This is a genomic window from Peptoniphilus catoniae (assembly GCF_901447155.2).
GTDB lineage: Bacteria > Bacillota > Clostridia > Tissierellales > Peptoniphilaceae > Peptoniphilus_E > Peptoniphilus_E catoniae.
The window spans coordinates 166735-184835 of the sequence record NZ_LR588415.1; the positions used below are offsets into that span (position 1 = coordinate 166735).

General features: G+C 33.6%; 17 protein-coding genes and 1 riboswitch. Of the genes, 16 read left to right on the plus strand and 1 reads right to left on the minus strand.

The window, feature by feature from the left end; translation table 11 throughout:
• Positions 1–50: 50 nt before the first annotated feature.
• From PEPCATONIAE_RS05535 to PEPCATONIAE_RS05565, 7 genes are all read left to right on the plus strand, one after another.
• Entirely contained in the window at positions 51–1286 is a 1236-nt protein-coding gene (locus PEPCATONIAE_RS05535) for a MerR family transcriptional regulator (RefSeq protein ID WP_138160095.1), read from the plus strand.
• A gap of 19 nt (positions 1287–1305) precedes the next feature.
• Positions 1306–1992 (plus strand): GNAT family N-acetyltransferase, encoded by a 687-nt coding sequence (locus PEPCATONIAE_RS05540; RefSeq protein ID WP_138160097.1) that lies wholly within the window; start codon positions 1306–1308, stop codon positions 1990–1992.
• A 101-nt stretch (positions 1993–2093) separates the two neighbouring features.
• Positions 2094–3473, plus strand: a complete 1380-nt coding sequence (gene glmU, locus PEPCATONIAE_RS05545) for a bifunctional UDP-N-acetylglucosamine diphosphorylase/glucosamine-1-phosphate N-acetyltransferase GlmU (RefSeq protein WP_138160099.1) — start codon at positions 2094–2096, stop codon at positions 3471–3473.
• A gap of 12 nt (positions 3474–3485) precedes the next feature.
• Positions 3486–4436, plus strand: coding sequence for a ribose-phosphate diphosphokinase (locus tag PEPCATONIAE_RS05550; protein ID WP_138160101.1), 951 nt, complete (start codon positions 3486–3488; stop codon positions 4434–4436).
• Positions 4437–4445: 9 nt separating this feature from the next.
• Positions 4446–5009, plus strand: coding sequence for an aminoacyl-tRNA hydrolase (gene pth / locus PEPCATONIAE_RS05555; protein ID WP_138160103.1), 564 nt, complete (start codon positions 4446–4448; stop codon positions 5007–5009).
• A gap of 53 nt (positions 5010–5062) precedes the next feature.
• Positions 5063–8536, plus strand: a complete 3474-nt coding sequence (gene mfd / locus PEPCATONIAE_RS05560; protein ID WP_138160105.1) for a transcription-repair coupling factor — start codon at positions 5063–5065, stop codon at positions 8534–8536.
• A 52-nt stretch (positions 8537–8588) separates the two neighbouring features.
• Complete coding sequence (locus PEPCATONIAE_RS05565) at positions 8589–9746, plus strand: peptidylprolyl isomerase (protein ID WP_138160107.1); 1158 nt, start codon at positions 8589–8591, stop codon at positions 9744–9746.
• Between the two features lie 44 nt (positions 9747–9790).
• On the opposite strand, the gene folP is transcribed toward PEPCATONIAE_RS05565, so the two are convergent.
• Complete coding sequence (gene folP / locus PEPCATONIAE_RS05570; protein ID WP_138160109.1) at positions 9791–10768, minus strand: dihydropteroate synthase; 978 nt, start codon at positions 10766–10768, stop codon at positions 9791–9793.
• Between the two features lie 65 nt (positions 10769–10833).
• A riboswitch (THF riboswitch) is annotated at positions 10834–10925 on the minus strand.
• Positions 10926–11068: 143 nt separating this feature from the next.
• On the opposite strand from folP, the gene PEPCATONIAE_RS05575 reads away from it, so the two are divergent.
• From PEPCATONIAE_RS05575 to PEPCATONIAE_RS05615, 9 genes are all read left to right on the plus strand, one after another.
• Positions 11069–11917, plus strand: coding sequence for an SAM-dependent methyltransferase (locus PEPCATONIAE_RS05575; protein WP_138160111.1), 849 nt, complete (start codon positions 11069–11071; stop codon positions 11915–11917).
• Positions 11918–12151: 234 nt separating this feature from the next.
• Complete coding sequence (locus PEPCATONIAE_RS05580) at positions 12152–12433, plus strand: HU family DNA-binding protein (RefSeq protein WP_138160113.1); 282 nt, start codon at positions 12152–12154, stop codon at positions 12431–12433.
• A 55-nt stretch (positions 12434–12488) separates the two neighbouring features.
• Positions 12489–12731, plus strand: a complete 243-nt coding sequence (locus PEPCATONIAE_RS05585) for an RNA-binding S4 domain-containing protein (RefSeq protein ID WP_138160115.1) — start codon at positions 12489–12491, stop codon at positions 12729–12731.
• A gap of 71 nt (positions 12732–12802) precedes the next feature.
• Positions 12803–13099, plus strand: coding sequence for an FtsB family cell division protein (locus PEPCATONIAE_RS05590; protein ID WP_246060443.1), 297 nt, complete (start codon positions 12803–12805; stop codon positions 13097–13099).
• A 24-nt stretch (positions 13100–13123) separates the two neighbouring features.
• Positions 13124–13516 carry a S1 RNA-binding domain-containing protein gene (locus PEPCATONIAE_RS05595; protein ID WP_138160117.1) on the plus strand — a complete coding sequence of 131 codons (393 nt, stop codon included), beginning with the start codon at positions 13124–13126 and terminating at the stop codon, positions 13514–13516.
• Between the two features lie 39 nt (positions 13517–13555).
• Positions 13556–14890, plus strand: a complete 1335-nt coding sequence (gene tilS, locus PEPCATONIAE_RS05600) for a tRNA lysidine(34) synthetase TilS (protein ID WP_138160119.1) — start codon at positions 13556–13558, stop codon at positions 14888–14890.
• A complete protein-coding gene (gene hpt, locus PEPCATONIAE_RS05605; RefSeq protein ID WP_428842300.1) occupies positions 14883–15428 on the plus strand; it encodes a hypoxanthine phosphoribosyltransferase in 546 nt (181 codons plus the stop codon). The genes tilS and hpt overlap by 8 nt, the downstream gene beginning before the upstream one ends.
• A gap of 57 nt (positions 15429–15485) precedes the next feature.
• Positions 15486–17405, plus strand: a complete 1920-nt coding sequence (ftsH, locus tag PEPCATONIAE_RS05610) for an ATP-dependent zinc metalloprotease FtsH (RefSeq protein WP_138160121.1) — start codon at positions 15486–15488, stop codon at positions 17403–17405.
• A gap of 183 nt (positions 17406–17588) precedes the next feature.
• A complete protein-coding gene (locus PEPCATONIAE_RS05615; protein WP_138160123.1) occupies positions 17589–17981 on the plus strand; it encodes a hypothetical protein in 393 nt (130 codons plus the stop codon).
• The last annotated feature ends 120 nt before the right edge of the window (positions 17982–18101 follow it).

Consider the following 18101-nt stretch of genomic DNA (forward strand, 5'->3'; position numbering starts at 1 on the left):
CTCTACATTAAAGAAAATAAGATATAATAGATTAAAAAGGAGAGAATAAAATGAGAATAGGTGATGTGTGTAAGAAATACAAGATTTCAAAATATACTCTTTATTATTATATAGACTATGGACTTATAGTGCCCCCTAAAGATGGAACAAGATATTATTTTGACAAAAGAACCTTAGAAGATTTAGATATAATTGTGGAATTAAAGAACCTTAGATTCAGTTTGGAAGAAATTCATAAAATAATATCTTTAAGAAGGATATCTGGCCTACTGTCTATAGATGATCTTGAAGATATAATTAACATATATACAAGTAAAAAATCACAATGTTTAGAAGAAATAGAAGACTTGAAACAAACTGTAGAAAATTTGGATCAAGAAATAAAAAAATATTCAAGTAAAAAGTCAGGTATAAACAGGACAGGAGTACCTCTAAGTATGCTTGATCTTTTATCTTGCCCTGAATGCGGCCAAAGAATGCAAATAAAAGAAGCTGAAATGGATTTTAAATATATTTATGAAGCTAAAATAAATTGTATTTGTGGAGCTAAATTTATTGTAAAAGATGGAATATTACTAACAGGTAATAGAAATAAAAGTAAATATGATAAGCCGGATTTAAAAAGGGAACTATATAAGGATCTGCCCTTTAAAATAATAAGCCATTTTCAGCATTATTATAATTTTATGCTGGACAGAATAAAGGAAATAGATTTTAATAATAAGGTGGTTTTGGAAACATATATTAATGCCTGGTTTTTTATTCATAATCACATTTCAGAGCTTGATGAATCGGCAAAGTATATAGTAGTTGATAAGTACCCCGAAACAATCCTTATGTATAAAGAAATAATTGAAAAGCAAGGTAAAAATTTGGATATATTATATATAGCGGACAGCACAACTAATTTACCTTTAGTTAAAAATTGTATAGATGTAAATATAGACTTTTTTGCTATTAACGAACATAATTTTTATAAGGATTCATTTTTAATTAAAGATTTGCTTCCTTACCTAAAGGAAAAATCTGATTTAATAGGAATTTACTATTACTACAAGGATAGAAAGAGCAAATCTGTTTCAAATTTATTAAAATATTATCCTGAAAGCAGTAAAAAAACCTTCAGCCTTGATTTTTTTCTTAAATCAATGAAAGATTGTGGTTATAGTAGAAAACTTTTTGAAGCTCTTGATACAATTGAGGATACCGGGAAAAATTTAGGATTCGGCTTTCATGAAAAAGGAGATAAGCTTGATTCTGTTTGCTACTTTTATAGAAATTATTAATATTTTAAAGAGGTGATATATGAAAAGATTATATGGAGATGAAAATTTAACTTACTACTTGTTGGATAAGAGTCATATTGATGACATAATAAGTCTTACTGATGAGATCCACAGCCTTATGGATGATAAAAGTATGTTCGTAAGAGATGACAGGGAGGAGCTTGAAGCTATTTTTGACAGTGGCGGAGAGATTATAGGTGTATATGATAAGGATAGACTTATTGCCTTTAGGTGCACTAATATTCAGAGTAAGGACAAGTCTTTTATTAATGATATGGATTATGTTAAGGGGAATGATAAAACTGTAGTTTATCATGGAAGCTGTATGGTTCATATGGACTACAGGGGCAGAAATCTTCAAAATATTACCAGGTCTTTAATAGAAGAATACTTGGAGGAACATGATTTTGAACATTTTTATTCAACAGTATCTCCGTCTAATCCCTATTCCTTTAAAAATGTTTTTAAAAACGGTTATAAGATTGTGGCTTTAAAAAATGTTTACCAGGACGAGGATAAACCTGAAGGCTATTTAAGGTTTATCTTTTACAAAAACAGAAAGGCACCCTTTGATTTAATTAATGATGAGGAAATTCTTATTGAACATGGAAAAACTGAAGAAATGAAAAGGCTCCTTGTAGATAATTACCTTGGAGTATCTTATAATGATAAAGGCATTGTATTTAAAAAGCTTGCCGGTAAATAGATTCAAATAAAATTTTGTAAATATTCAGTATAAGATTAATGTTGAGATAATTTATTTTCAAGGATATAATATATTGAGAAAAATAAAGAGGAGCGGAGTAAATGAGAGTTTCGGTAATACTTGCAGCTGGTGAGGGTAGCAGAATGAAATCCAATAAACCCAAGGTTCTTCACGAAATTCTCGGTATGCCTATGATTGATTATGTAATTGAGGCTACTAAGAATTCTAATGTTGAAAAGACAGATGTGGTCGTGGGTCATGGAGAGGATAAAATAAGGGAGTATTTTGGAGATAGGGACATTACTTTTAAGAGTCAGCCTATAGGAGAAGGTTGCCCTTATGGCACAGGTTTTGCCGTTATGCAAACTCTGGACAGTTTCCATGATAATGACACTGTTCTTATATTAAATGGTGATACGCCTCTTATTAGGTCCGACACTATAGATGAACTTATTAAGTTTCATGAGGTTAATAATTTTTCCGCTACGATTCTTACGGCGGTTCTTGACTGTCCTTATGGTTACGGCAGAATAATAAGAGATGATAAGGCAAGAATAAAAAAAATAGTTGAGGAAAAGGACGCCTGCCAAAAGGAAAAATTAGTAAGGGAAATTAATTCAGGAATTTTTGTTTTCAAGGGCAAGGATTTAAAGGAGTCTTTAAAAACTTTAAATACTGATAATACTCAAGGAGAGTTGTATTTAACCGATGCTATAGAATCTCTTTCTAGGGAAGGAAAGGAAATCGGCGGCTTTAAGCTAAAGGATAACAGAGAAATTGTAGGAGTTAATTCAAGGGATAATCTTGCTCTATGTACTCAAATAATGAGGGAAAGAATTAATAATGATTACCTGATTAATGGAGTTACTATGATAGACTCTAAATCAGTTATTATAGAGCCTAGGGTTAAAATAGGCAGAGACACTGTAATTTATCCCGGAGCTGTAATTCAGGGAACAAGTGTAATTGGAGAAGGATGCACTCTTTATGGAACAACAAGAATAGTGGATTCTATTATTGGAGATAATGTATCAATAGATAACTCTTTAATTGAAAATTCACAAGTGGGATCAGGTTCAAAGCTTGGACCTTATGCTCATATAAGACCTAATTCAAAAATAGGCAAGAATACTAAAATCGGAAACTTTGTAGAAATTAAAAATTCAAATTTCGGAGATGGCTCTAAGGCTGCTCATCTGGCTTACGTTGGAGATGCCGATATAGGTAAGAATGTAAACATAGGTTGTGGAGTGGTTTTTGTAAATTATGATGGAAAATCAAAACACAGAAGTACAGTAGGAGACCATGCCTTTGTAGGGTCCAATGCAAATATTGTAGCACCTGTTAAAATTGAAGACTATGGATATATAGCCGCAGGCTCCACTATTACCAAAGATGTAGGAGAGGGTCAATTATCCCTGGAAAGGGCAAAGCAAGTAAATATAGACGGATGGGTTGAAAGAAAAGGGTTAAAAAAGTAGGAGGCTTTAGTTATGAGTCAAAGTGTCGGAGAAATAATGATCTTTACCGGAAATTCAAATCATAGTTTGGTGGATAAAATCTGCAAAGATTTAAAGGTTAAGCAGCCTAATTGCAAGGTAAGTACCTTTTCAGACGGAGAAATAGCAATTGATATTTCCGAAACTGTAAGGGGTAAGGATGTTTATGTAGTACAGTCAACATCAAATCCTGTTAACAAAAACTTAATGGAATGTCTAATACTTTTAGATGCCTTAAAAAGAGCATCAGCTTGTAGAATAAATGTTGTAATACCCTATTACGGTTATGCCAGACAGGACAGAAAGACCAAGGCTAGGGAACCTATTACTGCAAAGCTTGTAGCGGATCTTTTAACTGTTGCAGGGGCACAAAGAGTTATAGCTATGGATTTACACGCAGGCCAAATTCAAGGATACTTTAATATTCCCGTGGATCACCTTACAGCAGTAAGATATTTGGCAAACTATTTTAAGGATATAGTAAATCCTGATGAATTTATAATAGTATCTCCGGATCTTGGCGGAGTAACCAGGGCAAGAAAATTTGCCAACGAACTCAACCTTCCTATTGCCATAATAGAAAAGAGAAGACCTAAACCTAACGTATCCGAGGTAATGAATATAATAGGAGACATTAAGGGGAAAAATGCTATTTTAGTAGATGACATCATAGATACTGCCGGCACCTTGTGTAATGCAGCTGAAGCTTTAAAGAAGAACGGAGCAAAGAAAATCTATGGATGTGCCACTCACGGAGTTCTTTCAGGACCGGCAATTGAAAGAATAGAAAATTCTCTTATGGAAAAATTTATAATAACCGACACTATAGAATTTAATCAAAAAGATAAAAGCACGAAGATAGATGTAGTGACTGTAGCTCCTTTATTTGCCGATGCAATTAGAAGAATTAACTCCAATACATCTGTAAGTGCAATGTTTGATTAAGGTGATAACTTGTATATTATAGCAGGTCTTGGAAATCCAGGAGATGATTACAAGTACACAAGACATAATATGGGCTTTTTGACAATAGATAAAATCGCCGAAAGGTTAAATATTAGGGTAAATAAAATTAAGTTTAAGGGTCTTGTAGGAGATGGAAGCTATGCAGGAGAAAAAATTCTCTTAATTAAACCTCAAACCTATATGAATAAAAGCGGAGAATCTATAAGAGATGTAGTTAACTTTTATAAAATCGACCCTCAAAACCTTATTGTCTTGGTAGATGATATAGACATAGACTTTGCTCAGGTTAAGATAAAGCGAAAGGGGTCCGCCGGGACTCACAATGGACTTAAATCAGTTATTTATCAACTGATAAGTGATGATTTTCCGAGAGTTAAAATAGGAGTAGGAAAAAAACATCAGGGTCAGGACTTGGCAAACTTTGTTTTAAGCGGATTTTCCAAAAGTGAAAAAGTAGAAATTGAAGAAGCTATAGAAAAGGCGGCAGACGCAACTCTTGAAATTATTGAAAGAGGAGTCGAATCCGCCATGAATAAATATAACGGAAAATAAAGAATCGGGGGAGAGGACTTTCCCGATTTCTTGTCGTGTAAGAAGGTGACAGTTTGAATTTTATAAGTGATCCCATTAAGGACCTTAAGGCTTATAAAGAGATAGTTAGCTTAATAAATATCGGTAAAAGCCCTTTAGGAGTTTACGGAGGGGTATCAGGACAAAAAAGTCATATGATTTATAGCCTTTTGTCAGATAAAATAAAACCGATTATTTTTATTGCCGGAGATAATTTAAAGGCAAGACGAACCTACGAGGACCTAAGAGCCTTGGGAGTTAAGAATACAGGTTTATATCTTAACAGAGATCTGTTTTTGTACGACAGATATTCTAAGGGACTGGATAATATAAAAAAAAGGGTTTCAACTCTTGAAGGTATAGTAAATAAATCCTTTTCTGTAATAATAACCACTCCGGAAGCTCTAGGGGACAAAATTATCTCTAAAGAAATTTTTAAGGATAATGTCTTAAAAATAAAAGTTGGAGATGAAATAGACCTTAAAAATTTATCGCAGAAATTGGTAGATATGGGTTATGAAAGGCTTGATCAGGTTGAAGGATTCGGTCAATTTTCTCAAAGGGGCTCTATAATTGATATATATACTTCATCAGGGCCTGTAAGAATTGAACTTTTTGATGTGGAAGTAGACTCTCTAAGATCCTTTGATATAGCTGGGCAAAGATCAATAGAAAATTTAAAGGATATAAAGGTATCCCCGGCGACAGATATTTTAATTCCAAGAAGTCAAACAGAGGCTATAGCCGACAAATTAGAAAAAGCATTAAAAAAATCAGAAATTAAAAATAATAAAGACAGGCTCAGGGAAAAGTTTAGAAGGTACATTGATGATTTAAAATCTCAGGGATCAGTTAAAAACACTGATTTAATAATTCCTTTTATAGAAGATAAGTATCTTGAATCTATACTGGACTATTTTAACAAAGACGCTCTTATAATATTTGATGAGCCCAATGGAGCCATGGATAAATTAAAAAGCTTGGATGAGGAATATAAATCAGGGCTTGCAGACTTAATGGATGCAGGAGAAGCACTTAAAGAGCATGAAAAAGTAAGGCTTTCTCCTGAAGTTGTAGCGGAAAAAATAAAGAAACACAGGACTATTTTACTTAGTGCCTTAACGGCTTCTTTTAAAAATTTTAGTCCCCAGGGACTTGTATCCTTAAAAATGAGATCATCAACTAACTATAAGGGTAAAATGAAGCTTTTTATAGAAGATCTTAACAGATATATCTATAGGGGCTATAAAATCGTAATTATGGCAGGAGACGATCAAAGGGCAAAAAGGCTAAAGGATACCTTGTTTGATGAAGGAATTACAGCAAGGTTTGAAAAAAACTATAAAGGCCAAATTAAAAGCGGAGAAATTATAGTAACAGTGGGAGCTTTAAATGAAGGCTTTGAAATAGTGGACCTTAAATATCTTCTAGTTAACTATAGGGAAATCTATGGTGGAGATACAAGGGTTAAAAAGAAAAAAAATAAAAAATCTCTTAATTTTGATGATCTTAATATTGGAGATTATGTAGTACATGAGGCTCACGGAGTTGGTAAATATGTAGGGACTCAAAGACTTACCCTAAAAGGTGTTACCAAGGACTATGCCCTTATTCAATATAAGGGTACCGACAAACTCTTTTTGCCTATAGAAAATTTAGACTCTATCTATAAGTACACATCATCAGAGGGGAAGGCTCCTAAAATCAGTAAACTCAATTCTTTAGAGTGGAATAGGGCCAAGTCAAAGGCTAAAAAAAGTGTTGAGGATATGGCGGAAGACTTAATAAAGCTTTATGCTACAAGAATGGAGTCCCAAGGTTTCGCTTTTAGCAAGGACAGTTTATGGCAAAGGGAATTTGAAGACTCTTTTGAATTTGAAGATACACCAGGACAAGTCAGATCATCTGAGGAAATAAAAGAGGACATGGAGTCTAACAGGCCTATGGACAGGCTTTTATGTGCAGATGTAGGCTATGGTAAAACCGAGGTTGCAATAAGAGCAGCCTTTAAGGCTATAATGGACGGCAAACAGGTCGCTTTTCTTGTGCCTACAACTATTCTTGCCAGACAGCATTACAATACTATTGTAGACAGATTTAAAGGCTATCCCATAAGCACCGTTCTACTTTCAAGATTCAGAAGTAAAAAAGAACAGGAAAAAGACCTTAAAGATTTAAAAGCCGGTATTGCCGATATGGTTGTGGGAACCCACAGAATACTTTCAAAGGATGTAGAATTTAAAGATTTAGGGCTTCTAATAGTTGATGAAGAGCAAAGATTCGGAGTAAGGGATAAGGAAAGACTTAAAATGATGAGGGAAAATGTGGACACACTAACTCTAACTGCCACACCTATTCCTAGAACCTTGCAAATGTCAATGATAGGCATAAGAGACATGTCAGTTATAGAGGAGCCTCCGGAAGAAAGATTTCCCGTGCAAACCTATGTTGTTGAATACAACAATATGATGATAAGAGATGCAATAATAAGAGAAATGGAAAGAGGGGGACAAATTTACTTTGTCTATAACAGGGTAGCAAATATGGAAAATAAACTTTCCGAATTAAAAGCTCTGGTCCCTGAAGCAAGATTTGCTATGGCACATGGGCAAATGCCGTCAAAAATTCTTGAAGACACAATGCTTTCCTTTATTGACGGAGATTTTGATGTTCTTTTATGTTCAACCATTATTGAAACAGGTATGGACATGAAAAATGTAAACACCATGATAGTAGCCGATTCAAACAGACTAGGCCTTTCTCAACTCTATCAACTTAGAGGAAGAATAGGAAGATCAGACAAAATTGCCTATGCCTACTTTACCTATGAGCCTAATCTATCTTTAACGGAGATTGCACAAAAAAGGCTAAAGTCCATAAAAGAGTTTACAGAATTCGGATCAGGCTATAAAATCGCTTTAAAAGATTTGGAAATAAGAGGCTCAGGCAGCATTTTAGGTTCAAGGCAAAGTGGACATATTAACTCGGTGGGTTACGATCTCTATATAAAATATTTAAAAGAAGCTTTAATGAAGCTTAAGGGTCAAGAGGTAAAAGAAAGACCAGACACATCAATAGATCTCAACATAGACTCCTATATTCCAAGAGAATATATAAAAAATGACAGCTCAAGAATAGAAATATATAAAAAAATCGCATCAATAAGTTCAAAGGGGGACTATAGTGACTTGGTAGATGAGCTTATTGACAGATTCGGCGAACCGCCTAAAGAAGTTATAAACCTTATGGACATAGCTCTTTTAAGATATCAGTCCAAGGAAGCCGGCATCTTGTCTATAAATCAAAAAGATTTTACTTACGAAATTAAACTTTTAGAATTTATAGACCTTGAAACTGTTAAGGCTCTTGGGAAGGGCTTTAAACAAATGGAGTTAAATCCGGGCAGTGAACCCTCCTTTAAGCTGAGAAATTTAAAAAATCCCATAGAAGATCTTAATAAAGTAGCTGAAATTTTAAAAGTTACACAAAAAAATCACAAGAAAAGATAATAAATAGTGTATAATTAATAAATATGAAATATGAAGTAGAAAGGATGATATCTTGAATATCAATATTAATAAAAGATTAAAATCTTTTACAAAAAAATTAACTTTAACCCTGGGACTTGGAGCCCTAGTTTTAACATCAGCTTGCGGTAAAGGTCCTGCAGGAGTAGTTGCTACAGTAAATGGTGTAGACCTTACAGAAGAGGATTTTTTAGTAGAGTATACGGCACAAAGAAACAATGCCATTATAAGCTCAAACTATAATGAAAGTGTTTTAAGTCAACCATCCTATGGAGATCCAAGCCTTACAGTAGATCAGGAGCTTAGAAGACAAACCTTAGAAAACATGATTCAAATGGAAGTAATAAAGCAAGACGCTGAAGCAAAGGGAGTCAAAATTGACCAAAAGGCAATAGATGAAAAAATAGCTAAGGCTAAAGAACAATCCGGCGGAGATGAAGGATATACTGCAGCTCTAAAAGAAATCGGTGTTACTCCTAAGTTTTATGAAAACTTTATATACACAGGAGAGCTTGCTACAAAGTATAGTGAACTTCTTGAAAAAGAAGTAAAGATAGAAGACAAGGATTTAGAAAACTATTACGAAAAGAATAAGGATAACTACTTTACAGCAAAGGCTTCACATATTCTTGTAGACAATGTGGAACTTGCCAACAAATTAAAAAAAGAACTTGATAAGGGAGCAGATTTTGCAGAGCTTGCCAAGGAAAATTCAATTGACCCGTCAAATGCAAAAAACGGCGGAGAGCTTGGAGAGTTTAAAAACGGAACTATGGTTTCAGAATTTGAAGAAGCTATAAAGCTGCTTAAAAACGGAGAAATTTCAGACCCGGTAAAAACACAATTCGGCTATCACCTAATTAAGCTTGAGGATAAAAAGATAACTCCTTATGAAGAAGTTAAGGATGAGATAAGAAAAGTTTATACTAGACAAAAGAATCAGGAATATTTAGACAACTTAGTTAAAAAGGCTAAGATAAAGAAGTATCTTGATCCTAAAAATGAAATTGAAATTCCTGAAGAGTACAGTGTAGTAATGCCTGCAGCTGCAGAACAAAATCCACCGGCACAAGGAAATGAACAAAAAGCTCAAGAAACAAATCAAGCAGAGCAAAAAGCAAATAACGCAAAAACAAATAACGCAAAAACAAATAACAAAGCAAATAATACTAAAAATGATAAGAAAAACTAAATAAAAAAGGGGCAGGTCTTAAAGGACTTGCCCTTTTATATTTCTTATTTATTCTTGTAGGATCCAAAATTAATATCTTCCATGTCCTTGGCAAACCTTACAGCACTTGCAACATCCCTTGCAAGCTTGTGATGCTTAAGAGTATGGACTCTTACAGCCTCAACGCCCTTTAAGGTTGCTATAGAGGTTAAAACTGATGAAGCTTCATCTCTATTTTCAAAACCTTCAGTACTTTCGGGGTTAGTTTCAAATCCTGAAGTCTCAATAATATTTTGAACGAATCTTTTTCTTGATACTCCTAAAAAAGTAAAAAATCCCATTTCTCTAATTACATCAATTTCATTTATCAGTATAAGATTTTCCTTTTTAGTAAGACCAAAACCTATACCCGGATCCAACATAATTCTTTCCTTAGGAATGTTGTATTTTTTTGCCAGGTCAAGAGATTTTTTAAAATATTCTTTCATGAGCTTAACAATTTCCATGTTCCTAAAGTCCTTTAACTCATCTTGACTAAAGACACCTTGGGCGCCAAAAGAAGGAAATATTTTTGAACTTGGATGATTAGGTCTTGCAATAACAGGATTAAACATTACAATGGCAGCTGTTGAACTTAACCCTATAGTTTCAGCCATATTCTTATCGCCAAGAAAACCTGTAATATCATTTATTATATCGGCGCCTTCTTCAATAGCCGCCTTGGCAACAGCTGCCTTCCAAGTATCTACTGAAAGAGGCAAATCAGTTATATTTCTAAGCTCTCTTACAACAGGAGCAACTCTATCAATTTCTTCATCAATATTAACATAGGTGCTTCCGGGCCTTGTGGACTCCCCACCTATATCCAACATATCAGCACCGTCTTTAATTAATTCCTCAGCTCTTTTTAAAGCCTTATCTCTCCCAAAGTATTTTCCCCCGTCTGAAAAAGAATCCGGAGTAACATTAATAATGCCGCAAATCATAGTTTTAACAGGTCCAGTTAAGGTCTTGTCCCTGTAGCTGAACTTCAAATTTTCCATAACAATCTCCTACTTTCCATAACAATCCCTAAAATAAAAAAGGCACACAAGAGTGCACCGCAAATAACAGCGGAAGCGACAAAAAACCGTGTGTAATCACTTCGTCTTGTAACTACATCCCATTTACAAGCACTTTACGAATTTTGCCTACTCTGTTTTAAAGGTCTATATAATTTCCAACGATTTAAATACTATAGTAAGGTTTTACTTTTGTCAATTTATTTTCCTCAAAGACTACCCGGTTTTAAAGCTCTTTACAAGTAAAAAGTTAAATATTAGAATTAACAGGAGGTGTTTTACATGATAAATATAGTAGGGCTTGGATCTTCAGATAAAGACGGACTTACACTTGAAGCCTATAGGATAATGAAAAATAAAAATAAAAATTTTATAAGAACAAAAAGACATGAAGCTGTTAAAATCCTGGAAGAAGAAGGAATAGATTATGAAAGCTTTGACTATCTATATGAAAGCGAAGACTCTTTTGATAAGGTTTATGAAAAGATAGTAGATAGACTTATAGAAGAAAATAAGAAAGGGGATATTAACTACTTTGTGCCGGGAAGCCCCTTTATAGCTGAGAGTACAGTAGTAAGACTTATAAAAGCAACAGATGACTATAGCTTAACTGCAGGAGTAAGCTTTATAGATCATTTACTTAATGCTGTTAAGACGGACCCTTCAAAGCATATGATTCTACTTGATGGGGATGATTTTAATATTCACAATGTTAATCCTCGTGGAGATATAATAATAACTCAAATCTATAATAAAAGAATAGCCGTAGATTTAAAGCTAAGTCTTAGTGAAGTATATGGAGATGAGTATGAAATCTATCTTGTAACAGATGCAGGCCTTAAATCTGAAAAAGTTTATAAGTTGCCTATTTACAAACTGGACCGTATGGAAAACATAAACCACCAAAGCGCTCTTTTTATACCTAAGTGTAATAGACCTGTTTTAGGAGATATTCTTGACTCTTTAGAGGATGAGCCTATTCAAAATAATATAGATATAGATGAACTTATTGACTCCACCTTGGAAAACTTAAAGGCCATAGCTTCTTTAAATAGAGAAGGTCTATATAATTATAGGGAAATTTTCGACTTAATATATAAAAAATCCTCTAAAAATAGGCTTTTTAAGTAAAATACTATGGAAAAAGTAAAATTCTTAATGTATAATTACTTATAGCCTTAATCATGAATGACAGATTAGTAAGTTAATTAAAGATTTAGTTGTTTTTAGTGTTAAATATAAAATTAATACTAATAATTGGCGAAATTGCTTTTATTTAAGCTGTATTTTTTGTATAATATCCATGAACTTATTAATCAAACAACGAGAGTGAAAATAAAAGGACTTATTATAAGGAGGATTTTAATGAACAAATCAGAATTAGTAGCAAGTATTGCAGAAAAAAGCAATCTAACAAAAAAAGATGCTGAAATGGCACTTAACGGTTTTTTATCTTCAGTTGAAGAAGCACTTGCAAAGGGAGAAAAAGTTCAACTTGTAGGATTCGGAACTTTTGAAGTTAGAGAAAGAAAAGCTAGAGAAGGAAGAAATCCTAGAAACCCAGAAGAAGTGATTCAAATTCCGGCTTCACTTGCACCTGTATTCAGATCAGGAAAAGCTCTTAAAGAAGCAGTTAATAAAAAATAATTAGAAAAAATTTAAGGGGGAGCGTAAGGCTTCCCTTTTTTTATAAGGAGATTTAATGAGAATAGATAAATTTTTAAAGGTTTCAAGAATTATAGTAAGAAGAACTGTAGCAAAAAATGCTTGTGAAGCTGGCAGAGTGAAGATTAATTCTAAACCTGCCAAGCCAGGAGATGAAGTAAAAATTGGAGATATTATAGAGATTGCTTTTGGAAACGCAAATGTATCTTATGAGGTAATGGGTATTAAAGATCACGTTTTAAAAGATGAGGCTGACAGTCTTTACAAAATAGTAAATTAATTCGGGTTAAGGATAATTTAAGCTTGAAAAATGCTGCCTTTAATGTGATAATTACCTTGGAGGTTGTTATTATGAGAAGAACTAAAACCTTTCCCTTATTCTTTGCAATTATTATTTTAATTTCAGTTACCTATGGAGCTTTTACTATAAGCTCAGCTATATCTGAAAGAAACAGAAAACTTTTGGAAGTTTCAGCCAAGGAACAAAAAGTGATTGAACTTAAAAAAAGTATAGCAGAGTTGGAAAATGAAATATCGGAATCAGACTCTATGAAATATGTAGAAAAGGTTGCAAGAGAAGATTTGGGCATGGTTAAACCCAGGGAAGTGGTTTATGTGGACAAGGATAAAGAGGACAACAACCTTTAAGAATATTTTACGGGAGGATTATTAATGGCATTATCTGTTGGCCAAATAGTTGATGGTGTAGTTTCCAATGTTTTGAAATTCGGGGCTTTTGTAGACTTAGGGGATAACAAAAGCGGGTTGGTACATATTTCAGAAATTTCACAGGACTATATTGAAAATGTATCTGATATTTTAAAAAAGGGACAAAAAGTTAAAGTTAAGATTATATCCCTTGACGATCATGGCAAGATAGCTTTATCTATGAAACAGGCCGAGGAAAAAAAGAAAAAACCTGTAGAAGTTGATTTTTCAAATAAGGATAAGGATATGTCCTTTGAAGATAAGCTTTCAAAGTTTTTAAAAGACTCTAATGAAAAACTAGAGAAAGCTAGATCAAGAGAGAATTTCAAGATGTCAAACAGGTCAAGAAATAGATAATATGGTCATCTAAGATGACCTTATTTTTAGTTATAAACAATGAATGAAAAGTTTTTAGAAAATATAAAAAAATTTAATATGATAGAAGAAGAAGATAGGATAATTGCAGCGGTTTCAGGTGGAGCCGATTCAATTTTTATGCTGTATAATCTGTATCTTTATTCAAAAGAAAAAAATTTTGAACTTATAGTGGCTCATGTAAACCACGGAGTAAGAAAAACTGCAAAAAGAGATGAGGTCTTTGTAAAAAATCTTGCGGAAAAATTCAACCTAACCTATAAGTCAGTACATGTAAATATGGAAGTCTATGGAAGAGAGCACAAAATGACTGATGAAGAGGCTGGAAGATTTTTAAGGTATCAATTTTTTAGAAAGCTTAAGGGAGATTCGGGAAAAATATTTCTCGCTCACAATGCCGATGATCAAGTTGAAACGGTTATTCAAAGAATTATAAGAGGCAGCGGTATAGAAGGGCTTTTGGCCATGTCCTATGTGTCAGGGGATTTATATAGACCCATGCTTAATATAAAAAGAAAAGAGATAGAGGAATATCTCAGGGAAAATGACATTTCCTATGTAGAGGATGAAACTAATTATCTTGACATATATGGAAGAAACAAGGTAAGACTTAATTTAATTCCCTATATTGAAGAAAACTTTAATCCGGCTTTTAAGGATGCGATTTTAAGACTTTCAGATCTTGCAGAAAAAAACATGAATTTTATAAACTCTTTAGTAAATGAGTATCTAAAGGAAAACAGAAGCGGAGATGCCCTTAATATTAAAAAGCTTAAAACCATGGATAATTATTTTATAAGTGAAGTAGTAAGAAAGTTTTTAAAAGAGGAGCTTTCCACTATAGATGGAATGTCCATGGTAAATATAGATCAAATAGTTAAGGCTATTAAAGGCTCAGAATCTACAAGAATAAGTCTTCCTAAAAACCTAAGTCTCGGTATCTCTTACAATAGTCTTTATATTGAGAAAAAAGAAACCTTCGACTTTGAAGAGATTATCCTTACTGAAGGTATAAATTATACGCCCTTAGGCAAGTTTACCTTAGACTTTAATGGAACCTATAGGGTTGAGAAAAATCTTATTTCCATAGACAAGGATAAGGTTAAAGGTAGATTACGTCTTAGGAGAAGAAAAGAAGCAGACAGGTTTATCCCTTTGGGTATGAAGGGATATAAAAAGGTTAAGGATTTTTTTATAGATGAAAAAATTGAGAGAAGATTCAGGGACATAACACCTATAATATGCGATGATGAAGAAATAATCTGGATTGCCCCTTATAGGATGAGTGGACTCTATTCTATAGATAAAAAAACTGAAAATATAATAAATATTAGCATGGAGGATCTAAATGAGTAAATTAAACATGGAAGACCATATTAAAGAAGTACTTTTTACAGAAGAGGAAATTCAAAAAAAGTGTGAGGAAATAGGAGCGAAAATTACCGAGGACTATAATGGAGAGCTTGTAGTAGTAGGTATTTTAAAAGGCGCTATACCCTTTATGATGGATCTTGTTAAGAGAATTGACAGACCTGTAGTAATGGATTTTATGGATGTGAAAAGCTATGAAGGTACTACCACTACAGGAGAAGTTAGAATTTTAAAAGATTTGAGCATTAAAGTTGAGGGCAAGGATGTTTTAATAGTGGAAGACATAATAGATACCGGCCTTACCCTTTCCTATCTTCTTGAGGTACTTAGAAGCAGAGGAGCAAAGAGTTTAAATGTTTGTACTCTTTTAACCAAACCTGCAAGACGTAAAAAGGATATAAAAACTAAGTATATAGGCTTTGAAATTGAAGATAATTTTGTAGTAGGATATGGCATGGACTACAATGAAGGCTACAGAAATCTGCCTTATATAGGAATTTTAGATGAATCCGTTTACATATAGTTATATATATAAGTTTACACTTCTATGCTATAATTTAAAGGAAGGAGTGATAAAAAGGTGAACAGAAAAATAAGCGGAGTATCACTCTACCTTATGCTTATAGTGCTGGTGCTTATAGGAATAAGATTTCTAAGCCCTCCGGCTGAAACTATACCTGAGGTAGACATAACAAAATTTATAGAATACGTTAAAGAAAAAAAGGTTACAGAAATAACTTATGACGACAGGGAAGTTATTTTTGAAACCGATAAAAAAGAAACCTTTCATACAATAATTCCCCAGGAAGCGAGAGTTTATATATATGATAACTATATTTCCAAGGCTATAGATGAATCAGGAGTTAAAGTTACATCTCTAAGAGATAAGCAAACTCCGGTTTATATGGAATGGATCCCTACTATACTTATGATAGTGGTCTTTATAGGATTTTGGTATTACATTATGAACCAGTCTCAAGGTGGAGGATCTAAAATGAGTTCCTTCGGCAAAAGCAAGGCTAGGGTGGTAAAACATGATGACAAAAATCATATTACCTTTAACGATGTAGCCGGGCTTGTTGAAGAAAAGGAAGAGCTTTCTGAAATAGTTGACTTTTTAAAAGATCCTAAGAAATTTGTCGAAATGGGAGCTAGAATACCTAAAGGAGTTCTTTTGGTAGGACCTCCGGGAACAGGTAAAACTTACCTTTCAAAGGCCGTAGCGGGAGAAGCTAAGGTACCTTTCTTTATAATGTCAGGTTCAGACTTTGTAGAAATGTTTGTAGGAGTCGGAGCATCTAGAGTAAGAGATCTTTTTGAAACTGCCAAGAAAAATTCTCCTTGTATAATTTTTATAGACGAAATTGACGCAGTAGGTAGAAGGCGTGGAGCCGGACTTGGCGGAGGACACGATGAAAGAGAACAAACTCTTAACCAACTTTTAGTTGAGATGGACGGCTTCGGGAAAAATGAAGGAGTAATAGTAATGGCTGCTACCAACAGAGCCGACATACTGGATCCTGCACTTTTAAGACCGGGACGTTTTGACAGAACCGTTTTTGTAGGAAAGCCTGATGTAAAGGGCAGAGAAGAAATTTTAAAAATTCATTCTAAAAATAAAAAAATCGGTGATGATATAGATTTTAAAACAATAGCAAAAAGGACTCCTGGATTTACTCCGGCAGATCTTGAAAACCTAATGAATGAATCTGCACTCCTTGCTGCAAGAAGAAACAGCAATAAAATAGAAATGGAAGATATAGAAGAGGCTTCAATTAAGGTACAGGCGGGACCTGCTAAAAAATCCAAGGTAGTTACGGAAAAAGAAAGAAAACTTACTGCGGTACATGAAGCAGGACATGCTGTAGTATCAAAGAGCTTGCCAGGAACGGATCCGGTTCACTTAATAACTATTATTCCAAGAGGTATGGCAGGAGGTTTCACCGCCTATATTCCTGAAGACGATGTTAACTTTATGACTAAGGGCCAAATGAAAAACGAACTGGTATCTCTTCTTGGAGGTAGGGTTGCGGAAGCTTTAGTTTTAGACGATATATCAACAGGTGCCCACAATGATATAGAAAGAGCTACATCAATTGCAAGAGCCATGGTTACCGAGTATGGTATGAGTGAAAAACTTGGAACAATTAATTACGGTGAAAGCGGGAACGAGATATTTATAGGCAGGGACCTGGGCAGAAGTAAAAACTATTCAGAAGAAACTGCAGCAGAAATAGATAAAGAGATTTCAAAACTTCTTAATGATGCCTACCTTAAAGCAAAAGAAATCTTAAGTGAAAACATGGAAAAACTTATTAGAGTGTCTGATGTTTTACTTGAAAAAGAAACTATAAGAAGAGAAGAATTTGAGAGAATCTATGACGGAGAAGAGGAACCTGAGCTTAACAAGGAAGAAGCAAAAATTGAAGAGGAAGATCTTTCCGATGAAGCTAAAAAATTAATTCATTCTCAAGATAATAAGGAGAAAGAAGATAAATAAAATCAAAGGTCCCTATAAAAAGGGATCTTTTTTATTAGCAAAAATAAATTTTTCTATTATATTTAAACTATCAGGTTTAAAACATGGGGGTATCATTTTAACGTAGACCGGTTTTAAATCAGACATTTTATTAAAGCAGAATCTTAATTAAGCTAGTATTTAATAGTTGTAAGGAGGTGCAATATGGCTTTAGCTTTTAATTTTACTTGGCTTTTTATGCTTATACCCCTTGCTATAAAAATTGCCATAGCAATTTGGATTTATAAAGATGCTAAGTCAAGAGGTAAGGATAGTATCCTTTGGATTCTTTTAGTAATGTTTACATCCAGCATACTGGTACTTTTACTCTACTTAATAATTGAGGGAGAAGACACAATAACGTGTCCCTACTGTGGTCACGTTCAAAGTAGGAACCTGTCTTACTGTGGCTCCTGCGGTAAGAAAATAGATATTGAAGATAGTGATGTCAAAAGTCGAAGCTCGGATAGGAAATCCGTCTATCTTGTAATTTTTCTTATTTGTCTGGCAGGCTTGCTTTCATTTCTAATAATGAACATTGTGATTTTAAAAGGATAATAAAAAATTTTAATTTCAAAAAAAGGCGAGGACTCAATCTTCGTTTTTTTGTGTTTATTAATTAGTATTAAAAAATAAAAAACGATTGCAAAAAAATATCTACCTATAGTAAAATTACAC